Genomic DNA, 16,523 nt, shown 5'->3' with positions numbered 1-16,523 from the left:
AACCTGAGCTCGCCCCATTTCAGTGCAATGCAGGTTTGCCGACGCGCTCCTGCACCAGCACCCAGGGTGCGACCACGACGGCCCAGAGGTCGGGGTCACGCTCCAGCCAGTCCTGCGCCTGCTCGGGCTGCATCTTCGACAGCTGTCCGCCGTGGAGCCACGCCGCTACCTTGGTCTGATCGTCCTCGGCGACGGCCAGCGCCACCTCGACCAGATCAGCATCGCCAGCCACCTGCAGCAGCGCTCCGCGAGCGAAGAACGGCTGCAGTTCTTCCCAGGTAATCGCTGCGGTTTCGCCCAACAGCTTGGCATAAAGAGTGCTTGCGTCGTCGGCCATGGGACTCACCAGATACGAAAAGGGCGCAATGATACCCGCGCCCCGATTCCCATCAAACGGTTGAATCTGCCGGCTGTGCAAACGGAGGAGACACTTCTACACTGTGCCGGTACAGTTGCCGGAGCGTTTCGGGATGTTCGCCTCTTAACGGCACTCCGGCCCGCAGGATTCAAACAATAACGATGCAAGTGGAGCACTTATGAAGACCAACCAGCGTCTTTCGAAAATTTTTCTGGCAATGGCACTGACCGGCGCAGCCAGCTACACCCTGGCCGCCGACACGATCCGCATCGGATTGGCAGGGCCGGTAACCGGGCCGGTGGCGCAGTACGGGGACATGCAGTTCATCGGGGCCGAAATGGCCATCGAGCAGATCAACAAGGCCGGCGGGGTGAACGGCCAGCAACTGGAAGGCGTGCGCTACGACGACGCCTGCGATCCGAAGCAGGCCGTGGCGGTGGCCAACAAGATCGTCAATGACGAAGTGCAGTTCGTTGTCGGCCACCTCTGCTCCAGCTCCACTCAGCCGGCGTCCGACATCTATGAGGACGAAGGCATCCTGATGATCACCGCGGCTTCCACCAGCCCAGACATCACCTCCCGCGGTTACGAGCTGATCTTCCGCACCATCGGCCTCGACAGCCTGCAGGGCCCGACCGCCGGCAACTTCATTGCCGACCACGTCAAGCCGAAGAACGTCGCCGTCATCCATGACAAGCAGCAGTACGGTGAAGGCATCGCCACTGCCGTCAAGCAGACCCTGGAAAGCAAGAACATCAAGGTCGGCCTGTTCGAAGGCATCAATGCCGGCGACAAGGACTTCTCCTCGCTGATCGCCAAGCTCAAGCGTGAAGGCGTCGACTTCGTCTATTACGGCGGCTACCACCCGGAACTGGGTCTGCTGCTGCGTCAGTCCAAGGAAAAAGGCCTGAACGTGCGCTTCATGGGTCCGGAAGGCGTCGGCAACTCGGAAATCTCCGCCATCGCTGGCCCGGCTTCCGAAGGCATGTACGTGACGCTGCCGAAGTCGTTCGATCAGGACCCGCGCAACAAGGAACTGGTAGACGGCTTCAAGGCCAAGAAGCAGGACCCGAGCGGCCCGTTCGTATTCCCCGCCTACGCCGCCGTGCAGGTCATTGCCGAAGGTATCGAGAAAGCCGGCAGCACCGACACCGCCAAGGTGGCCGAGGCGCTGCGCAGCAATACCTTCGACACTCCGACCGGCATGCTCTCCTTCGACGAGAAGGGCGACCTGAAGGACTTCAACTTTGTCGTCTACGAATGGCACCAGGACGGCACCAAGACCGAAGCCAAGTAAATTCCATCAGCCTGACGAAGCCCACACTTGCTTGTGGGCTTTGTTTTAAGCAGGCGGCCCAGCCAAAAGCACCCGGGTCGCCCTGCCGTACCTGTAATTCAACGAGCGGCCTGAACAGCAGGCCCACCTCGAACCGATGCAGTGCGTGATCCGCACAGCACCGTACCGCAGTGGCGCCGCGCCAGGGTGTGCGGTGCGTTCGACGTGGGCAGCGCAGCAGACCGAAACGCAATTGCAGGGACTTCGGGAGAGCAGTGATGCCTGAGCTTTACCACTACCTACAACAGCTGATCAACGGGCTCACCGTTGGCAGCACCTATGCGCTGATCGCCATCGGCTACACGATGGTGTACGGCATCATCGGCATGATCAACTTCGCCCACGGCGAGGTGTACATGATCGGCTCGTATGTCGCCTTCATCGCCATTGTCGGCCTGTCCATGATGGGCCTGGATGCGCTACCTATCTTGATGATGGGTGCGTTCGTCGCCGCCATCATCGTCACCAGCGCCTACGGTTACAGCATCGAACGGGTCGCCTACCGCCCGCTGCGTGGCAGTAATCGCCTGATTCCGCTGATCTCGGCCATCGGCATGTCGATCTTCCTGCAGAACGTCGTGCTGCTGGCTCAGGACTCCAAGGACAAGGCGATTCCCAACCTGATGCCGGGCAATCTGGTGTTCGGTGAAAGCACCATGAATGGCGTGGTGATTTCGTACATGCAGATCCTGATCTTCGTGGTCACCTTCGTTGCCATGTACGGGCTGACGATGTTCATCTCGCGGTCACGTCTGGGGCGCGCCTGCCGCGCCTGCGCAGAAGACCTGAAGATGGCCAACCTGCTGGGCATCAACACCAACGGCATCATCGCCCTGACCTTTGTCATCGGTGCTGCGCTGGCCGCCATCGCAGCTGTGCTGATCAGCATGCAGTACGGCGTGATCAACCCGCACATCGGCTTTCTCGCCGGCATCAAGGCATTCACCGCTGCAGTACTCGGCGGCATTGGCAGCATTCCAGGCGCCATGCTCGGCGGCTTGGTGCTTGGTGTGGCCGAGGCCTTCGGTGCTGACATCTTCGGCGACCAGTACAAGGACGTCGTGGCGTTCAGCCTGCTGGTGCTGGTCCTGCTGTTCCGCCCCACCGGCATCCTCGGCCGCCCGGAGGTGGAAAAGGTATGACCGGCAATCTCCGTACAGCCTTCTTCAGCGCCCTGCTGGTCATCGCCGTTGCGGTACCGGTATTCGGCCTGAAGCTCACCACCGTCGGCATTCGCGTCGAAGTGCATGGCGCCGAAGCCGGTACGTTCTGGATCATTGCTGCCTGCGCGGTAGCCATGTTCGTCTGGCAACTGTTCCGTACTCACCTGGCCGCCGGCTGGGCCGCCAGCCCGAGCCTGCCGAGCGTACCCGCAGGTGCAGGCAGCTTCCTTACCCTGCCCTCGACCCAACGCTGGATCATCATCGCTCTGATCCTCGTCGCGCTGGCGTGGCCGTTCTATGGCTCACGTGGCGCGGTGGACATCGCCACGCTGATCCTGATCTACGTGATGCTCGGCCTCGGCCTGAACATCGTCGTCGGCCTGGCCGGCCTGCTCGACCTGGGTTACGTCGGTTTCTACGCCGTCGGTGCCTACACCTACGCGCTGCTCTCGCACTATTACGGGGTCGGGTTCTGGACTGCACTGCCCATCGCCGGCGCGATGGCGGCGCTGTTCGGCTTCCTGCTGGGCTTCCCGGTGTTGCGCCTGCGCGGTGACTATCTGGCCATCGTGACTCTCGGCTTCGGCGAGATCATCCGCATCCTGCTGCGCAACATGACCGACCTCACCGGCGGCCCGAACGGCATCAGCGGCATAGACAAACCGACCCTGTTCGGCCTGTCCTTCGACCGCCGCGCAGCCGAGGGCATGCAGACGTTCCACGAGTATTTCGGCGTGGCCTATAACTCGGTGAACAAGGTGATCTTCCTCTACCTGATCGCCTTGCTGCTGGTGCTGCTGACATTGTTCGTGATCAACCGCCTGCTGCGCATGCCGATCGGCCGCGCCTGGGAAGCCTTGCGCGAAGACGAGATCGCCTGCCGCGCGCTGGGCATGAACCCCACCGTGATCAAGCTCTCGGCCTTCACCCTCGGTGCAACCTTTGCCGGTTTCGCCGGCAGCTTCTTCGCCGCACGCCAGGGGTTGGTATCGCCGGAGTCGTTCACCTTCATCGAGTCGGCGATCATCCTCGCCATCGTCGTGCTGGGTGGCATGGGCTCACAGCTCGGCGTGATCCTCGCCGCCATCGTGATGATCCTGCTGCCTGAGCTGATGCGCGAATTCAGCGAATACCGCATGTTGATGTTCGGCGCCCTGATGGTGCTGATGATGATCTGGCGTCCGCAAGGCCTGCTGCCGATGCAACGCCCACACCTGGAGCTGAAGCAATGAGCCGCCCGATTCTAGAAGTACGCGGCCTGATGATGCGTTTTGGCGGCCTGCTGGCGGTCAACGAGGTGGGGCTGACGGTACATGACAAGCAAGTGGTTTCGATGATCGGCCCCAACGGCGCCGGCAAGACCACGGTGTTCAACTGCCTGACCGGCTTCTATCAGCCGACCGCGGGGGAAATCCTCCTCGACGGCACGCCGATCCACGGCCTGCCTGGCCACAAGATCGCTCGTCAGGGCGTGGTGCGCACGTTCCAGAACGTCCGCCTGTTCAAGGACATGACGGCCGTGGAAAACCTGTTGGTGGCCCAGCACCGTCACCTGAACACCGGCTTCCTTGCCGGCTTGTTCAAGACGCCGGCGTTTCGCAAGAGCGAGCGCGAGGCGATGGACTTCGCTGCTCACTGGCTGGAACAGGTCAATCTGACCGATGTCGCCAATCGACCGGCGGGCACCCTCGCCTACGGTCAGCAGCGCCGTCTGGAAATCGCCCGCTGCATGATGACGCGCCCGCGCATCCTCATGCTCGACGAGCCGGCGGCCGGCCTGAACCCCAGAGAAACCGAGGACCTCAAGGCCCTGATCGCCATGCTGCGCGACAAACACGGGGTCACCGTGCTGCTGATCGAGCACGACATGAAGCTGGTCATGAGCATTTCCGACCACATCTACGTGATCAATCAGGGCACCCCGCTGGCCAATGGTTCACCCGAGCAAGTCCGTAACAATCCGGACGTGATCAAAGCCTATCTGGGGGAGGCGTAAGCATGCTGACTTTCGAAAACGTCTCGACCTTCTACGGCAAGATCCAGGCCCTGCACGACATCAACGTGCAGGTCGAACAGGGCGAGATCGTCACCCTGATCGGCGCCAACGGTGCCGGCAAGTCGACCCTGCTGATGACCCTGTGCGGCTCGCCGCAGGCGGCCAGTGGCAGCATCCGCTTCCAGGGCGAGGAACTGGTCGGCCAGCAAACCTGCGACATCATGCGCAAGGCCATCGCCGTGGTGCCCGAAGGCCGGCGGATCTTCGCCCGCCTGACGGTTGAGGAAAACCTCTCCATGGGCGGCTTTTTCACCGGCAAGACGGACTTCCAGGAGCAACTGGACAAGGTGCTCGGCCTGTTCCCGCGGCTCAAGGAGCGCTACCAGCAACGCGGTGGCACCATGTCCGGCGGTGAACAGCAGATGCTCGCCATCGCCCGCGCGCTGATGAGCAAACCCAAGCTGCTGCTACTCGACGAGCCATCGCTGGGCTTGGCGCCGATCATCATCCAGCAGATTTTCGAGATCATCGAACAGCTGCGTGAGGATGGGGTGACGGTGTTTCTGGTCGAGCAGAACGCCAACCAGGCGCTCAAGCTGGCCGACCGCGGTTACGTGCTGGAGAACGGGCATATCGTCATGCAGGGCAGCGGCGAGGACCTGCTGACCGATCCGAAAGTGCGCGACGCCTACCTGGGCGGCTGACGCCGCCACCACGCTCAACGAAAAAGCCCTGCCAACCGGCAGGGCTTTTTCGTCTTATACGTGTCCATCGCGCAGCCGAACCCGGGCGCTGCGCGTGCAGTCGAAGAACCGCTATCCTTCTTCGAACCCCCTTCGCCAACATAACGATCACCAAGGAGATCCCACGATGCGCCACTGCCTGTTCGGCCTGCTCATGGTTGCCAGCGTCACTGCGAATGCCGAGATTCAGACGCAGGAAATCCCCTACACCGCTGCCGATGGCACCGAGATGATCGGCTACTACGCCTATGACGACGCCATCGAAGGCAAGCGCCCCGGCATCGTCGTGGTACACGAATGGTGGGGGCTGAACGACTATGCCAAGCAGCGCGCTCGCGACCTCGCCGAGCTGGGCTACAGCGCATTGGCCATCGACATGTACGGCGAAGGCAAGAACACCGATCACCCGAAAGATGCCATGAGCTTCATGCAGGCCGCGCTGAAGGACGCCGATGCTGCCAAGGGCCGCTTCAATGCCGGCCTCGATCTGCTCAAGGAACAGGCCCAGACCGATACCGCCAAACTGGGCGCGGTGGGCTACTGCTTCGGCGGCAAGGTGGTCCTGGACATGGCGCGCCAGGGTGTGCCGCTGGAAGGCGTGGTCAGCTTCCACGGCGCGCTGGCCACCGAAACCCGCGCCGCGCCCGGCAGCGTCAAGGCGCGTGTGCTGGTCGAACATGGCAGCGAGGACAGCATGATCAGCACCGACGACATCGCCGCGCTGAACGTCGAGATGGTCAAGGCCGGTGCCGACTACCAGTTCGTCAGCCTGCCCGGCGCCAAGCACGGTTTCACCAATCCGGGCGCCGACGCCCACCAGAAGAACGGCCTGGATGTCGCCTATCAGAAAGCCGCGGACGAACGTTCCTGGCGTGATATGCAGCGCTTCTTCGAAGACACCTTTGGCACGTTGGCGACCGCCCGGGCGCAGTGATCGGCTCGCTTCTCGACCGTGATTCGTCCCGGCGGCACGCCTGCCGCCGGGGCGCGTGCTAGCATTGCGCGCACAACTCACCGTCGATCACGAGTCATGGCCGAACACGATTTCCGCTACACCCTGCTCAACCCCGCCCACACCCTCACCGAATGCCGTGCGCTGGCGCCGGGCCGCTATCAGGTAACCGGCAATGGCGGCTCGATTCGCAGCGGCGATGTACTGATCGTCACGCTCAAGGGTAGCCGCGACCTTTCCCAGCGCCTGACAGTGGAGAAGGTCCGCCACCTGATCAACCCACCGGGGCAATGGATGGCCGTGGCCAGCGGACCGGTGTTCCGCGAACTGGAAATCCTCAACTGGCAGGTCGCCTGCGACAGCTGCGGCAAACAGCTGGACTTCGAGTTCGCCGTGGACGCCAAGCTCGGCGAGGCCGCACGCAAGCCCGCCGCCCAGGCGCGCATCACCGAACTGGGCTGGTCCGGTCAGAACGACCAGCACCGCTGCCCCAGCTGCCAGAAGGAGCAACCGGCATGACTTCACGAATCCTGCCACTCATCGCAGCCCTCGGACTCACAGGCTGTGCCACCGAGCAACTCGAGCTGCAACGCGACGTCACCTACATCGCCGAATGGATCGGCGATGAAGCCGTGATCGGCCGCACGCCCGTCTCGCTCACGCTGAGCGAAGGCCGCGCGTACGGCAACGCGGGCTGCAACCACTGGTTCGGCAGTTACGAGCGTGATGGCCAGCAGATCCGCTTCAGCAACCTGGGCAGCACACGCAAGATGTGCGCGGAGGAAATCATGGAGCAGGAGCACCACTTCCTCGATCTGCTCAATCGCGTCGAGCGCTGGGATGTCTCCAACATCGACCAACTGCGCCTTTGGCCCGCCCAGGGCACCCCGCTACGGCTCTGGCCGGAACAGGAATAGCGCGCCAAATGTGCGCATGCAACAAGGCATGCGCACTGCTTTTACGCGAGATCGCCTAGCGAGCATCTGCCGGCCCTTCCCTAAGGCGTTCCTGAAACAACGCCTGGACCCCGCCGCCCCACAAATTTCGGCGCTCAGCACCTGCGACCAAGTCCTAGCAAAAGCCGCCTACCGATCTTCACGAAACTGGCACATCCAGTGCATAGACTGAGTCAACCAGTTTCGGGGACCCTGGTACAGGCAGGCCTGGGATTCCCCTCTTTTACACCGGACAAAAGGCCGCTCATTGAGCGTAATGCTGTTCACTTAAGCATTTGAGCCCCAGCGGGGCTTCCCCGAAAATCCGATGCCAGGCTTCTGGCATCGGATTTTTATCTCTCTCCAACAGCAACTGCTCGACTTGGGTGAACTGTTCAACTTCGCCGATCTGAGCACCTTCACTCAGAACATTCCAATCGAGTGGGTCGCGTCCGCGCTGGACCTGTCCGCCCAGGCCTCCAACCGGCGGCGGCGTCTGCCCAGCGATCCCAAATTGGTGTGCTACGTAAAACCAAGGCAGCTCCGCTTTCTGAGCAAACTAGATTCAACGTTATGCACGCTCTTTCGTGGGTAAAATCGCGACAGTTTTTTTCAATAGAATCGGCCGATCTTTGCCTCTCGCATTTCCCTTGACCAGATGGCGCAGCCCACTACAACGAACCAACAGCAAACCTTTCCCCCCATAAAGCTCACATTGCACATGTCTCTCATCGATAGATCTCACGGCGAAAAATCAGGGGTTTGGCCCCTTTATAGATGCCGAAGGTGGCGAGGCCGCTGGGGTTCTGGAAGCTACCGGAACCGTCCCAGTCGTACCTTAAAAGCTCCGGCACCATCGGCGTAACCCGAACGCTCCCCTCATTGCCCAATCCCGGTGCCGTCAACTCAACGAACCGATTGGCACCCACACCCTTCATTGAGGCTGTGGTTTCCCCAGCATTCAAATTATCGGTGTAGTTGCTCAGCTCCGGTTCCGACTCTCCAGGAAACACAGTACAGCTGTCGTCGGAGGTCTTGGCGAAATAGCTACCCTGCCAGCTCTCGATCACCAACGGCAGGCCAAGCGGCGCAAGTTCGGAACCGTTGGCGTTCTCCAAAACAGCGCGACCTAGACGAATCTGACTGTTGGCTTCAGGGAAGCTGAGATTATCCAACACATATGGCTCGCAGACCGCAGCAGCCGATGTATCGGCTGACTTGTAGCAGACGCCATCTTGGTCAGTAAGAGGGAAGCGCAATGCCAAGTAAGGGCGGAAGGCGGCGTCGCTAGCCAATGGGGCATAAAGGTTTCGCACATAAGTCAGCGCCTGCTCCCTGATAGTCACGTCTCGAGTACCGTCGCCCAATTGCAGATCGTTCGTATCCACTGTGAAGTTTGGGTTGCCGCTCAACCGCGCGTCATCGTGTAAGTTGTCATCGTTGCTACCGAACTCCGGTGTATGAGTGAAGTTACTCGATTGCCAGCGCCAGAAGTCTCCACGGTCATAGTTCGTGGTAGTCCCATTTGCGCGGTTTTTGCCAGTAATGCTGAGCATGGGCGCAATGGCGAAGCTGATGGCCGCCCCTTGGTAGCTGAACCCAGTCTGGGTCTCCGAATCGGTTACACAGTTGGGCTGCAGCAACGGTGTGTTCGGCGTGACATCCAGATAGGCAGGCACAATGCGACCGATCAGGCGGCTCCGGTTCTGGTCGTTGGCATTGCTGCCAGACATAGTGCCGTCGCCGCCAACATGCCCCATGCCCATGTATTCGGTACTGGTCTTGGCGGTGATGCGGAACACCCCAACTTCGGAGAAAGACACCCCATCATCACCATTGAGAGTGGTTTGCTCACCCAGTACATGGGTATAACTCGACGGCAAAGTATTGGATCCAACGACCCCTTCCGATGGCTCCACCAGCGAAAGGCTTAGACCGATATTCGATAACTGGAAATTGGGAGTAACGACATTTCCCCTGCATAGAGCCTCGCCGTCGAGCACTTCGCCTGTCTGTACTCCGTTGACGGTGGTGCCTTGCCAACCAACCGCCTTGACGCGAATCGGGACCGGATCGCCGGCAGAGGCCAGCACCGTGCAATTGCTGCTCACACCGGCCACGCTGCAAGTGTTGGTATCTGGTGTGATGCACAGGCCGTAAGGCTTGGCGATGAACGAGCCGCTGCCGAGCATGCTCAGGCCCTGATCGGAGTTGCCGCCGCTACCGCTGTAGCTGACGTTGAGCGCCACCTGGCCAGCATCGTCGTAGTTCACCGTCACCGAAGCGACGCCGTTGCTATTGAACGAAAGCGGAGCCGCCGAGCTTGAGCCATTGACGGTGATGCTGCGGGTGCCGGTCGAAGGGTTCTGGTAGCTGGTAGTGAAACTGAGCGTACGTGTGACATTGGCAAAAGCAGGTACACATGCCTGACTCGTATCGTCCTTGCGCACCGCTGCGATAGTGGCGCTCTGCGGACGGGACGAGATCATGTTCGGTATGCTGACCAAAAAGCCGCTGTCATGAAACCTCGCCTTGCAACCGCTGGTACTGCACACTAGGCCATTGCTGGCCGCAGGCGAAGCAGAACTGATGCCTAGCGTAACCTCGCCGGGTGACCGCACCACTAGCGTGGTTGTGGTAGTACCGGTGAAAGTGATAGGGCTACTAGCCCAGCCGCTGCTTGGGCTTAACGTAAGTGTCGATGGCGCAGATACAGTTGAAGAGCAGGCAGCATCTACGCAGGCTCTGATCGTCACACTCAGCGAGCTGCAGGTTAGTGCTTGCGCAGCGTAATTAAACTCATAATGATGAACAGTGTCGTTCCCAGCACCACCACACTCGCCATTTACATTATTATTAACGTTTGGATTGCGTGTAGTGTCTGCGAGGCAAGTCCCTACGACTCTACTTCCCGGCTCTATATTAATCTTTCCATAGGTGTTAGCCACTTCAACATGACCATACACAACAGTATTATCTGTCAAATTAAGGTAATTCCCTCGCGCGATCACCTGGATTGATTCCTGCGGGGAACCAATCTGACTATTAGATATCTGGATATTAAATGCATTAATGTCACCAGAAACCATGACAGCATCTTTTATGACAATATTATTATTTACCAACGTGCCATTCTGGCTGGCAATTACCAAGCTTCCCGCAATCACACCTCCTTCAATTGTTATTCCAGAATTAGCTTGAGCGCCGGCTGAGAGATCCGTGCCACTAGTGGTAATAGTGCAACAATTTGTCTTTACCAAACCGGCTACGCTGCCATTCTTGAGATTGATAGGTCCAGCGGTATTCGTCAGCGACCCTTTAAAAACCGTGCCATCTGCAACTATGGTTGTTGAGGTAACCAAAACATTGTTAGTCACCTCGCCGCCAACCAAATTAACACCACCAGATGTCGCCGTCAGGTTCCCTTGGAAAACTGTATTAACAGCAGTAATTCCATTATTTGCACTAACATTACCAGCAACCGTAGAGGCATCAGATTTAAACGTCCCGGTTACAGAAACAGAACCATTAACCGTCGTACCAGTCAGCAAATCAACATTATTACTTTGCCCGACTATAGAGCCATACAAGGTAGATCCACTCAGCCTAGTAACACTACTTCCTTGAGCCTCCAGATCAATCAGCCTCCCGGCCCCACCAACAGTAGAATTCACCAGATTGAAACCGCTATAGGACAGGATTTTCATTTGCGGAAGCGTTGTTAAGACCTCATCGCCACCTTCCACCCTAAATGGCTGCCCCCAGCCACAAACATAGGTATTACCACTCCATGAACCCATATTACCATTACAGAGAGCTGGGCGATCTACGCCATTTAATATATAGGTAGCCGCCTGTGCTGACATACAAAAAAGCAGCGCCACCAACGGGGCAATCCATACACCAAATCTGTAGCTCCTCTGCATACTCCCCCCTTGGCGCACCGAATAAAAATCGGCCTTTTTTAAAAATCCTGCGATAGCTTTCAAATAATCATGCACCGAAATACTCAACAGACAGTCCATCACGATAGCATTTCATTATTACTTAAAAAGATTACTTATTCGTCAGCATCTGTTTGCTTGAAGATTTATCCATATTCAGGCACTAAGGAAGGTCTGAAGTAGCCCTGTATTTCCGGTCGACTTCAGCCCTCGCTGCTTTTGAAAGCGGGCCGTCGATCAAAATCGACCAGGTAACCCGCTCAGTTCTCCGTTTTTGGCCGCCGCGAGCACCTCGCAGCAGCCATTTTCCGCATTACAGGCGCACCTCTCCTGCGGTAGTCAGCAAATGTCGGCGCGCCATCCATAGGTTCGACAGCGCGAACAGCGTCACCAGCTGAGCGGTGTTCTTGGCCAGGCCACGGAAGCGCACCTTCACGTAACCGAACTGGCGCTTGATCACTCGAAACGGGTGCTCGACCTTCGCTCGCACTTGTGCCTTGGCCTTCTCGATCTTGCGCTTGGCTTTGTACAGGGCGCTGCGTTTATCGAGCTTCTTGTAGGTGCTGCGGCGTGCTGCGACCTGCCAGATCACTTCGCGGCCAGCATGTTCGGGGCGCTTTTCGACGCCGGTGTAGCCGGCATCGGCGCAGACGACGTTCTCTTCACCATGCAGTAGTTTGTCGACCTGGGTGACATCCGCCACGTTTGCCGCCGTGCCGACCACGCTGTGCACCAGCCCCGACTCGTCATCCACACCGATGTGGGCCTTCATGCCGAAGTGGTGAGTCGGCCGCGGGAACTGCCCCCGCAGCCGCTCGCAGAACCGTACGTGACACTCTCGCGTCATACGGCTCCCGTTATCCAACCTTGCTGCCCGGTCACTCGCCAGTGATGAAACAGCCGGGGTACCACAGTCCGTATCTTGTCCAGCCATTGGCTAATGCGCCGCTTGCGCCTATGAAGGGCCTTGTATTTTCGTCGGGCCCAGCGTTCAAGCGCGCGGTCAATGTGCTGGAAGATGCCAAGCATGGCTGTCCGATAGAACGAGCCATAGTATTGCCACCACCCCTGTATCACTGGATTGTAGAGCCGAGCCACGTCGACCAGCGTCACGTGGGTTTGGCGATTGAGTCGCCACCTGCGTACCGCTTGCCGCATCCGCTTTAAGGCATCCGCACTCGCTCCCGGAAGGAAGCTCGTGAAGAGCTGGTCTTGTTTGCTGAGCGCCTTCCTCGGCCTAAAGGTGAAGCCGAGGAAGGTAAAGCTCACATGCGGATAACCTGCGCGACGGTTACTGTCCTTGCAGTACACGACCTTCGATTTCTCCGGGTGCATCGTCAAGCCACAGGCAGCCAGCCGTGAAGCAATGGAGCGCATCACGTACTCCGCTTGCTTTCGACTGCGGCAGTGCACCACCGCATCATCGGCGTAGCGGGCAAACGGGCAGTTGGGGCTGGTACGTTGCATCCAGGTGTCGAAGGCATAGTGCATGAACAGATTCATCAGGAGGGGACTGATCACTCCACCTTGCGGGGTGCCGCGTTCGCGTGGGACGCGCATGCCGTCATCCGTTTCGAACGGCGCAACCAGCCACCGCTCGATGTACAGAAGTATCCAGTCCTCCTTGATGTGCAGGCGCACCGCCTTCATCAGCAATCCATGATTGATCTGATCGAAGGCTGCCTTGATATCAAACTCCACCACCCAGTCGTATCGCCAGCAGCGCTCACGCGTGATCGCCACCGCCTGCTTCGCTGATCGTCCCGGCCGGTACCCATAGGAGTCCGAGTGGAAGATCGAGTCCAGCTCCGGCTCGATGAGAAGCTTGACCACGGTTTGCGCGACACGATCACCAACCGTGGGCACTCCCAGCTTGCGCGTGCCTCCCGATGCCTTGGGAATTTCTACTTGCTTGACCGGAGGCGGGAAGTACGACCCCGACGACATCCGATTCCACAGCTTGTAGAGATTCTTAGACAGATCCCGCTCGAAATCGGCGATGGTTTCATCGTCGATGCCGGCAGCACCGCGATTGGCCCTGACCTGCTGGTAGGCGTCCCATACCGTGCGTTTCGCTATGTCATAAGGTTTCGCCGAGCTCACGCCACTCATCCCCGGAGGTTGGCAACGCTCGTCGGCCGGATAACGCCGCCCCTTCGCTCCACCTCCATTACAGAGGCTTCATCGCTACTACGGGAGGCTCCGCCCCTCGTTCCAGCATCGGTATTCTTCCTCATGGTGTTGGCCATTTGTCATTTTCCTTCGCATCTGGAACAAGGTTCTCACGTTCCGTACCAAAGCCTGTATGAAGATCATGCCGCCTATACACCGGCTGCCATCGGGTCCGTAAGCAGGTAACGCCCCGACTTGTCCTGAAGCCAGTACTCCACCTCAGTTTCGGCAGCACCTTGGGCATAACGATGCGTCATCGGACGGTTTGCTTTCGCTCATCTTCTCCATACTCACCTGCCATCCTCAGGGATGACTTTTCCTCGGTCGCTCACCACCACACCTTTTGGATGCAGCAGCACCGGGTGGTTTGAAGTCCGCTCCTGCAAGCCGACTTCGGAAGGCCTACTTCCATCTTCGGCACAGCAGCACAGGTCATCTGACCTGTGTTCGTGACACACAGTACTGGTTGCCCTTCTTGGTCTGGTGCATCTCCGGGTCGCGCTTGCCGTCCTGGTTCTTGGTCGAACTGGGTGCATGGATCAGTGTGGCATCGACGATGGTGCCCTGACGCAGCGACAGGCCACGGTCACCCAAATAGCCATTGATCACGCCGAGGATGCCGGCCGCCAGTTCATGTTTTTCCAATAGGCGACGGAAGTTGAGGATGGTGGTTTCGTCCGGAATGCGCTCCAGGCTCAACCCGGCAAACTGGCGCAAGATGGTCGTCTCGTACAGCGCTTCCTCCATCGCCGGATCGCTGTAGCCGAACCAGTTTTGCATCAGATGGACGCGCAGCATCGCCATCAGCGGATACGCCGGACGGCCGCCTTCACCCTTGGGGTAGTGCGGATCGATCAGGGCAATCAGCCCCTTCCACGGCACCACCTGATCCATCTCGATCAGGAACAACTCCTTGCGGGTCTGCTTGCGTTTGCCGGCATACTCGGCGTCGGCGAAGGTCATCTGCTTCATGGAAAAACTCGGCTGGCGGGATCGGCGTATTTCACCAGGTTCGGGAAGTCTTTTTCAGACCATCCCTAAAGAAGCAGTTTTTCTACACACGCGGAGCATCCATCGGTATGCCACACTCATGGCCGCTCCACCACTGCCGTCAGTTGTCGATACGCATAATCCGGTTCACCCGGACTTCCATAAGTCGCCGTAGCCTCCACCCGATGGAATATCAGATCTCGCCCTTCCTCCGGTACAAGTGGCTGTAGAACCGTTTTGCTTTCACAAGTGACGACCACTTGGAAGCCCTCCAGATTAAACGGCGAGCAGGTCTGGGATGGGCTGGCCAGTGAACGTGCGATACCGTATTCGAGCCCCGCTCGTGCCGCCTGGAAGGCACGGGCCTGCTGAAGGCTAAGCGTATTGGTCGCCGATTGGGTAATGGATAGCCGCCACATCACCGTGATCGCTGCGGCAATCACGATGATCAGGAACATTGCCGCTACCAGGCCAAAGCCGCGCTGCTTTTGTAGGAGCGGGCCTTGGCCGGGAAGCATTTGTACGGCTCTGGCTTGCGGGCATCGCCCGCTCCTGCGGATGATTTTTTGCGAGAGATCAGGGCGCATTGTCTACGTGGACCTGTTGCAAGAGGGAGATGCGTTCGCCAGCCTGCTCCAGCACCAGCTCGATGGTGACCAACCCTCCCCGCATGGCATTGCCAGGCTGGTAGCGGAAGGTGCAGGAGCGCACGCTGTCCACCAGCAGTGCGGCATCGCTGTAGTCATAGGCAGCAGCATCGCTGAGCTCGCTGAACTCCTTGCGCACGATGCGCCCGTTCGCGCAACGATAGCCAACCACCGCATCTGCCAAATAAAAGCGGCGCTGCGGCGAGGCATAACGGAAACCGAAGCCGGCGATCGCCGCACCGGTCAGAGTCAGGTCGTCTCCCGCATAACCGAAGGTCGCCCTGGGCGTGATAACCGAAGAGGTATTGTCCTGTAGCGGCCAGATGGTGTTGCCTGCCCCGGTACCGCCGATGTTGTAGATCACCATCCAGTTCATACTTGCGATTCGGTCGCTTTCTTGCGAACTGAGTGGGTTGAGTACCTGAATGCTACACGGCGAGACGCTGCATACAGGCGGATCGCTGCGCGTACCGTCATTCAAATTGGCTCGGTAGCGGCCACTCACCGGGCTGCGCAGCAGCTCAAGTTGCCCGGCGCCAGTCACCCGTACCGAGTTGGGCACTGCCATGCGGATATCACGAACCATGCGATTGAGCGCGCCCGAGGCCAAATCGACCAGTTCGGCCCGTCTACTGAGATCGGCAAAACCCTGTAACGGGCGGGACATCACCACGCCAACCATCACCGCAACGGTACCCGCGATAGCGATGACTATCACCAGTTCAACCAAGGTGAATGCGGCGTAGCGGTATGCATTCATGCACCGAGCCCTAGTGCCGGAATATCCGCTCATGGGCAACCTGCCTCACCATAACAACTGCGATAACCTTCAAGCACCAGTGGCTGCCCTGCCGGGTCCGCCACGGTTACGCGCACTCGTAGCATGCTGACTTCATTGAGCGGTGCCGGTCCGCTCACTGCCACCGCAACCCGGTAGCTCGAAAGTGCTTGCAGCGCATTGTCGTTAGGGTCACGAGGGCTCTGGTCGAGGCCATGATAGTCACGCACATCATTGAAACAGGCACGCCCGCAGCCTGCCGGTTGAGGCGTCTGCATGAAATTCTGCAACAGGATTTCTTCCATATAGGCCTCGGCAATCGACAGGCTCTGCTGCCGCAACATCGGGTCGGCGGAGCGGGCGGTGATGGTGGCCATGGCGGAGAAGAGTGCGGCGGCGGCGATGCCGATGATGACAATGGTGATAACCAGTTCGACGAGGGTCATGCCGTGCTGCTTGCGGGGCGTGGCAAGAGCCGGGCTGGGGTGGCGGGCTGCAAGCGGCGGCAT

The 16,523-nt window shown here is 59.2% G+C and carries 14 protein-coding genes and 3 pseudogenes; 9 read left to right on the top strand and 8 right to left on the bottom strand.

The annotated features are described in order from the left end of the window. Nucleotides 1–19: 19 nt before the first annotated feature. Nucleotides 20–337 (bottom strand): DUF2288 domain-containing protein, encoded by a 318-nt coding sequence (locus tag IEG05_RS13145; protein ID WP_014821206.1) that lies wholly within the window; start codon nucleotides 335–337, stop codon nucleotides 20–22. Between the two features lie 199 nt (nucleotides 338–536). On the opposite strand from IEG05_RS13145, the gene IEG05_RS13140 reads away from it, so the two are divergent. The 9 genes and pseudogenes from IEG05_RS13140 to IEG05_RS13100 all read left to right on the top strand — a co-directional run. Further along, nucleotides 537–1,655: a branched-chain amino acid ABC transporter substrate-binding protein gene (locus tag IEG05_RS13140; RefSeq protein ID WP_041013239.1), complete on the top strand. Its 1,119-nt coding sequence runs from the start codon at nucleotides 537–539 to the stop codon at nucleotides 1,653–1,655. 257 nt (nucleotides 1,656–1,912) lie between these two features. Next, complete coding sequence (livH, locus tag IEG05_RS13135) at nucleotides 1,913–2,836, top strand: high-affinity branched-chain amino acid ABC transporter permease LivH (protein WP_003299167.1); 924 nt, start codon at nucleotides 1,913–1,915, stop codon at nucleotides 2,834–2,836. Then, nucleotides 2,833–4,089 carry a high-affinity branched-chain amino acid ABC transporter permease LivM gene (locus IEG05_RS13130; protein ID WP_023444301.1) on the top strand — a complete coding sequence of 419 codons (1,257 nt, stop codon included), beginning with the start codon at nucleotides 2,833–2,835 and terminating at the stop codon, nucleotides 4,087–4,089. Before livH ends, IEG05_RS13130 begins: the two co-directional genes overlap by 4 nt. Next, nucleotides 4,086–4,853: a high-affinity branched-chain amino acid ABC transporter ATP-binding protein LivG gene (gene livG, locus IEG05_RS13125; RefSeq protein WP_023444302.1), complete on the top strand. Its 768-nt coding sequence runs from the start codon at nucleotides 4,086–4,088 to the stop codon at nucleotides 4,851–4,853. The genes IEG05_RS13130 and livG overlap by 4 nt, the downstream gene beginning before the upstream one ends. A gap of 2 nt (nucleotides 4,854–4,855) precedes the next feature. After that, nucleotides 4,856–5,557: an ABC transporter ATP-binding protein gene (locus IEG05_RS13120; RefSeq protein ID WP_023444303.1), complete on the top strand. Its 702-nt coding sequence runs from the start codon at nucleotides 4,856–4,858 to the stop codon at nucleotides 5,555–5,557. 166 nt (nucleotides 5,558–5,723) lie between these two features. Further along, the gene (locus tag IEG05_RS13115) at nucleotides 5,724–6,530 is read left to right on the top strand and encodes a dienelactone hydrolase family protein (protein ID WP_191122194.1); all 807 of its coding nucleotides are present in this window, start codon (nucleotides 5,724–5,726) and stop codon (nucleotides 6,528–6,530) included. Between the two features lie 96 nt (nucleotides 6,531–6,626). Continuing rightward, nucleotides 6,627–7,067 carry a hypothetical protein gene (locus IEG05_RS13110; RefSeq protein WP_191122193.1) on the top strand — a complete coding sequence of 147 codons (441 nt, stop codon included), beginning with the start codon at nucleotides 6,627–6,629 and terminating at the stop codon, nucleotides 7,065–7,067. Next, complete coding sequence (locus IEG05_RS13105) at nucleotides 7,064–7,465, top strand: META domain-containing protein (RefSeq protein ID WP_045666418.1); 402 nt, start codon at nucleotides 7,064–7,066, stop codon at nucleotides 7,463–7,465. Before IEG05_RS13110 ends, IEG05_RS13105 begins: the two co-directional genes overlap by 4 nt. A gap of 346 nt (nucleotides 7,466–7,811) precedes the next feature. Then, nucleotides 7,812–8,000 (top strand): annotated as a pseudogene (locus IEG05_RS13100) (transposase domain-containing protein); the annotation flags it as partial. Nucleotides 8,001–8,211: 211 nt separating this feature from the next. On the opposite strand, the gene IEG05_RS13095 reads toward IEG05_RS13100, so the two are convergent. The 7 genes and pseudogenes from IEG05_RS13095 to IEG05_RS13065 form a co-directional block, all read right to left on the bottom strand. Next, complete coding sequence (locus IEG05_RS13095; RefSeq protein WP_191122192.1) at nucleotides 8,212–11,496, bottom strand: DUF6701 domain-containing protein; 3,285 nt, start codon at nucleotides 11,494–11,496, stop codon at nucleotides 8,212–8,214. A gap of 244 nt (nucleotides 11,497–11,740) precedes the next feature. Beyond that, nucleotides 11,741–12,211, bottom strand: a pseudogene (locus IEG05_RS13090) (IS5 family transposase); the annotation flags it as partial. 59 nt (nucleotides 12,212–12,270) lie between these two features. Continuing rightward, nucleotides 12,271–13,539: a group II intron reverse transcriptase/maturase gene (gene ltrA / locus IEG05_RS13085; RefSeq protein WP_191122191.1), complete on the bottom strand. Its 1,269-nt coding sequence runs from the start codon at nucleotides 13,537–13,539 to the stop codon at nucleotides 12,271–12,273. Between the two features lie 519 nt (nucleotides 13,540–14,058). Further along, nucleotides 14,059–14,571, bottom strand: a pseudogene (locus tag IEG05_RS13080) (IS5-like element ISPa16 family transposase); the annotation flags it as partial. A 116-nt stretch (nucleotides 14,572–14,687) separates the two neighbouring features. Further along, a complete protein-coding gene (locus IEG05_RS13075) occupies nucleotides 14,688–15,047 on the bottom strand; it encodes a pilus assembly protein MshP (protein ID WP_224742815.1) in 360 nt (119 codons plus the stop codon). A gap of 118 nt (nucleotides 15,048–15,165) precedes the next feature. Beyond that, entirely contained in the window at nucleotides 15,166–15,996 is an 831-nt protein-coding gene (locus IEG05_RS13070) for a PulJ/GspJ family protein (RefSeq protein ID WP_191122189.1), read from the bottom strand. A gap of 29 nt (nucleotides 15,997–16,025) precedes the next feature. Continuing rightward, nucleotides 16,026–16,523, bottom strand: a complete 498-nt coding sequence (locus IEG05_RS13065; RefSeq protein WP_224742814.1) for a prepilin-type N-terminal cleavage/methylation domain-containing protein — start codon at nucleotides 16,521–16,523, stop codon at nucleotides 16,026–16,028.

It is taken from the genome of Stutzerimonas kunmingensis, assembly GCF_014764705.1.
In the GTDB taxonomy this organism is placed as follows: domain Bacteria; phylum Pseudomonadota; class Gammaproteobacteria; order Pseudomonadales; family Pseudomonadaceae; genus Stutzerimonas.
The sequence above is the reverse complement of the archived record's forward strand: the minus strand, read 5'-3'. Positions and strand labels throughout refer to the sequence as shown.

Excerpts from the sequence above, each read along its gene's own strand:
- IEG05_RS13145 (WP_014821206.1), bottom strand. The coding sequence starts at position 337 with ATGGCCGACGACGCAAGCACTCTTTATGCCAAGCTGTTGGGCGAAACC.
- IEG05_RS13140 (WP_041013239.1), top strand. The coding sequence starts at position 537 with ATGAAGACCAACCAGCGTCTTTCGAAAATTTTTCTGGCAATGGCACTG.
- livH (WP_003299167.1), top strand. The coding sequence starts at position 1,913 with ATGCCTGAGCTTTACCACTACCTACAACAGCTGATCAACGGGCTCACC.
- IEG05_RS13130 (WP_023444301.1), top strand. The coding sequence starts at position 2,833 with ATGACCGGCAATCTCCGTACAGCCTTCTTCAGCGCCCTGCTGGTCATC.
- livG (WP_023444302.1), top strand. The coding sequence starts at position 4,086 with ATGAGCCGCCCGATTCTAGAAGTACGCGGCCTGATGATGCGTTTTGGC.
- IEG05_RS13120 (WP_023444303.1), top strand. The coding sequence starts at position 4,856 with ATGCTGACTTTCGAAAACGTCTCGACCTTCTACGGCAAGATCCAGGCC.
- IEG05_RS13115 (WP_191122194.1), top strand. The coding sequence starts at position 5,724 with ATGCGCCACTGCCTGTTCGGCCTGCTCATGGTTGCCAGCGTCACTGCG.
- IEG05_RS13110 (WP_191122193.1), top strand. The coding sequence starts at position 6,627 with ATGGCCGAACACGATTTCCGCTACACCCTGCTCAACCCCGCCCACACC.
- IEG05_RS13105 (WP_045666418.1), top strand. The coding sequence starts at position 7,064 with ATGACTTCACGAATCCTGCCACTCATCGCAGCCCTCGGACTCACAGGC.
- ltrA (WP_191122191.1), bottom strand. The coding sequence starts at position 13,539 with ATGAGTGGCGTGAGCTCGGCGAAACCTTATGACATAGCGAAACGCACG.
- IEG05_RS13075 (WP_224742815.1), bottom strand. The coding sequence starts at position 15,047 with ATGTTCCTGATCATCGTGATTGCCGCAGCGATCACGGTGATGTGGCGG.
- IEG05_RS13070 (WP_191122189.1), bottom strand. The coding sequence starts at position 15,996 with ATGAATGCATACCGCTACGCCGCATTCACCTTGGTTGAACTGGTGATA.
- IEG05_RS13065 (WP_224742814.1), bottom strand. The coding sequence starts at position 16,523 with ATGCCGCCGCTTGCAGCCCGCCACCCCAGCCCGGCTCTTGCCACGCCC.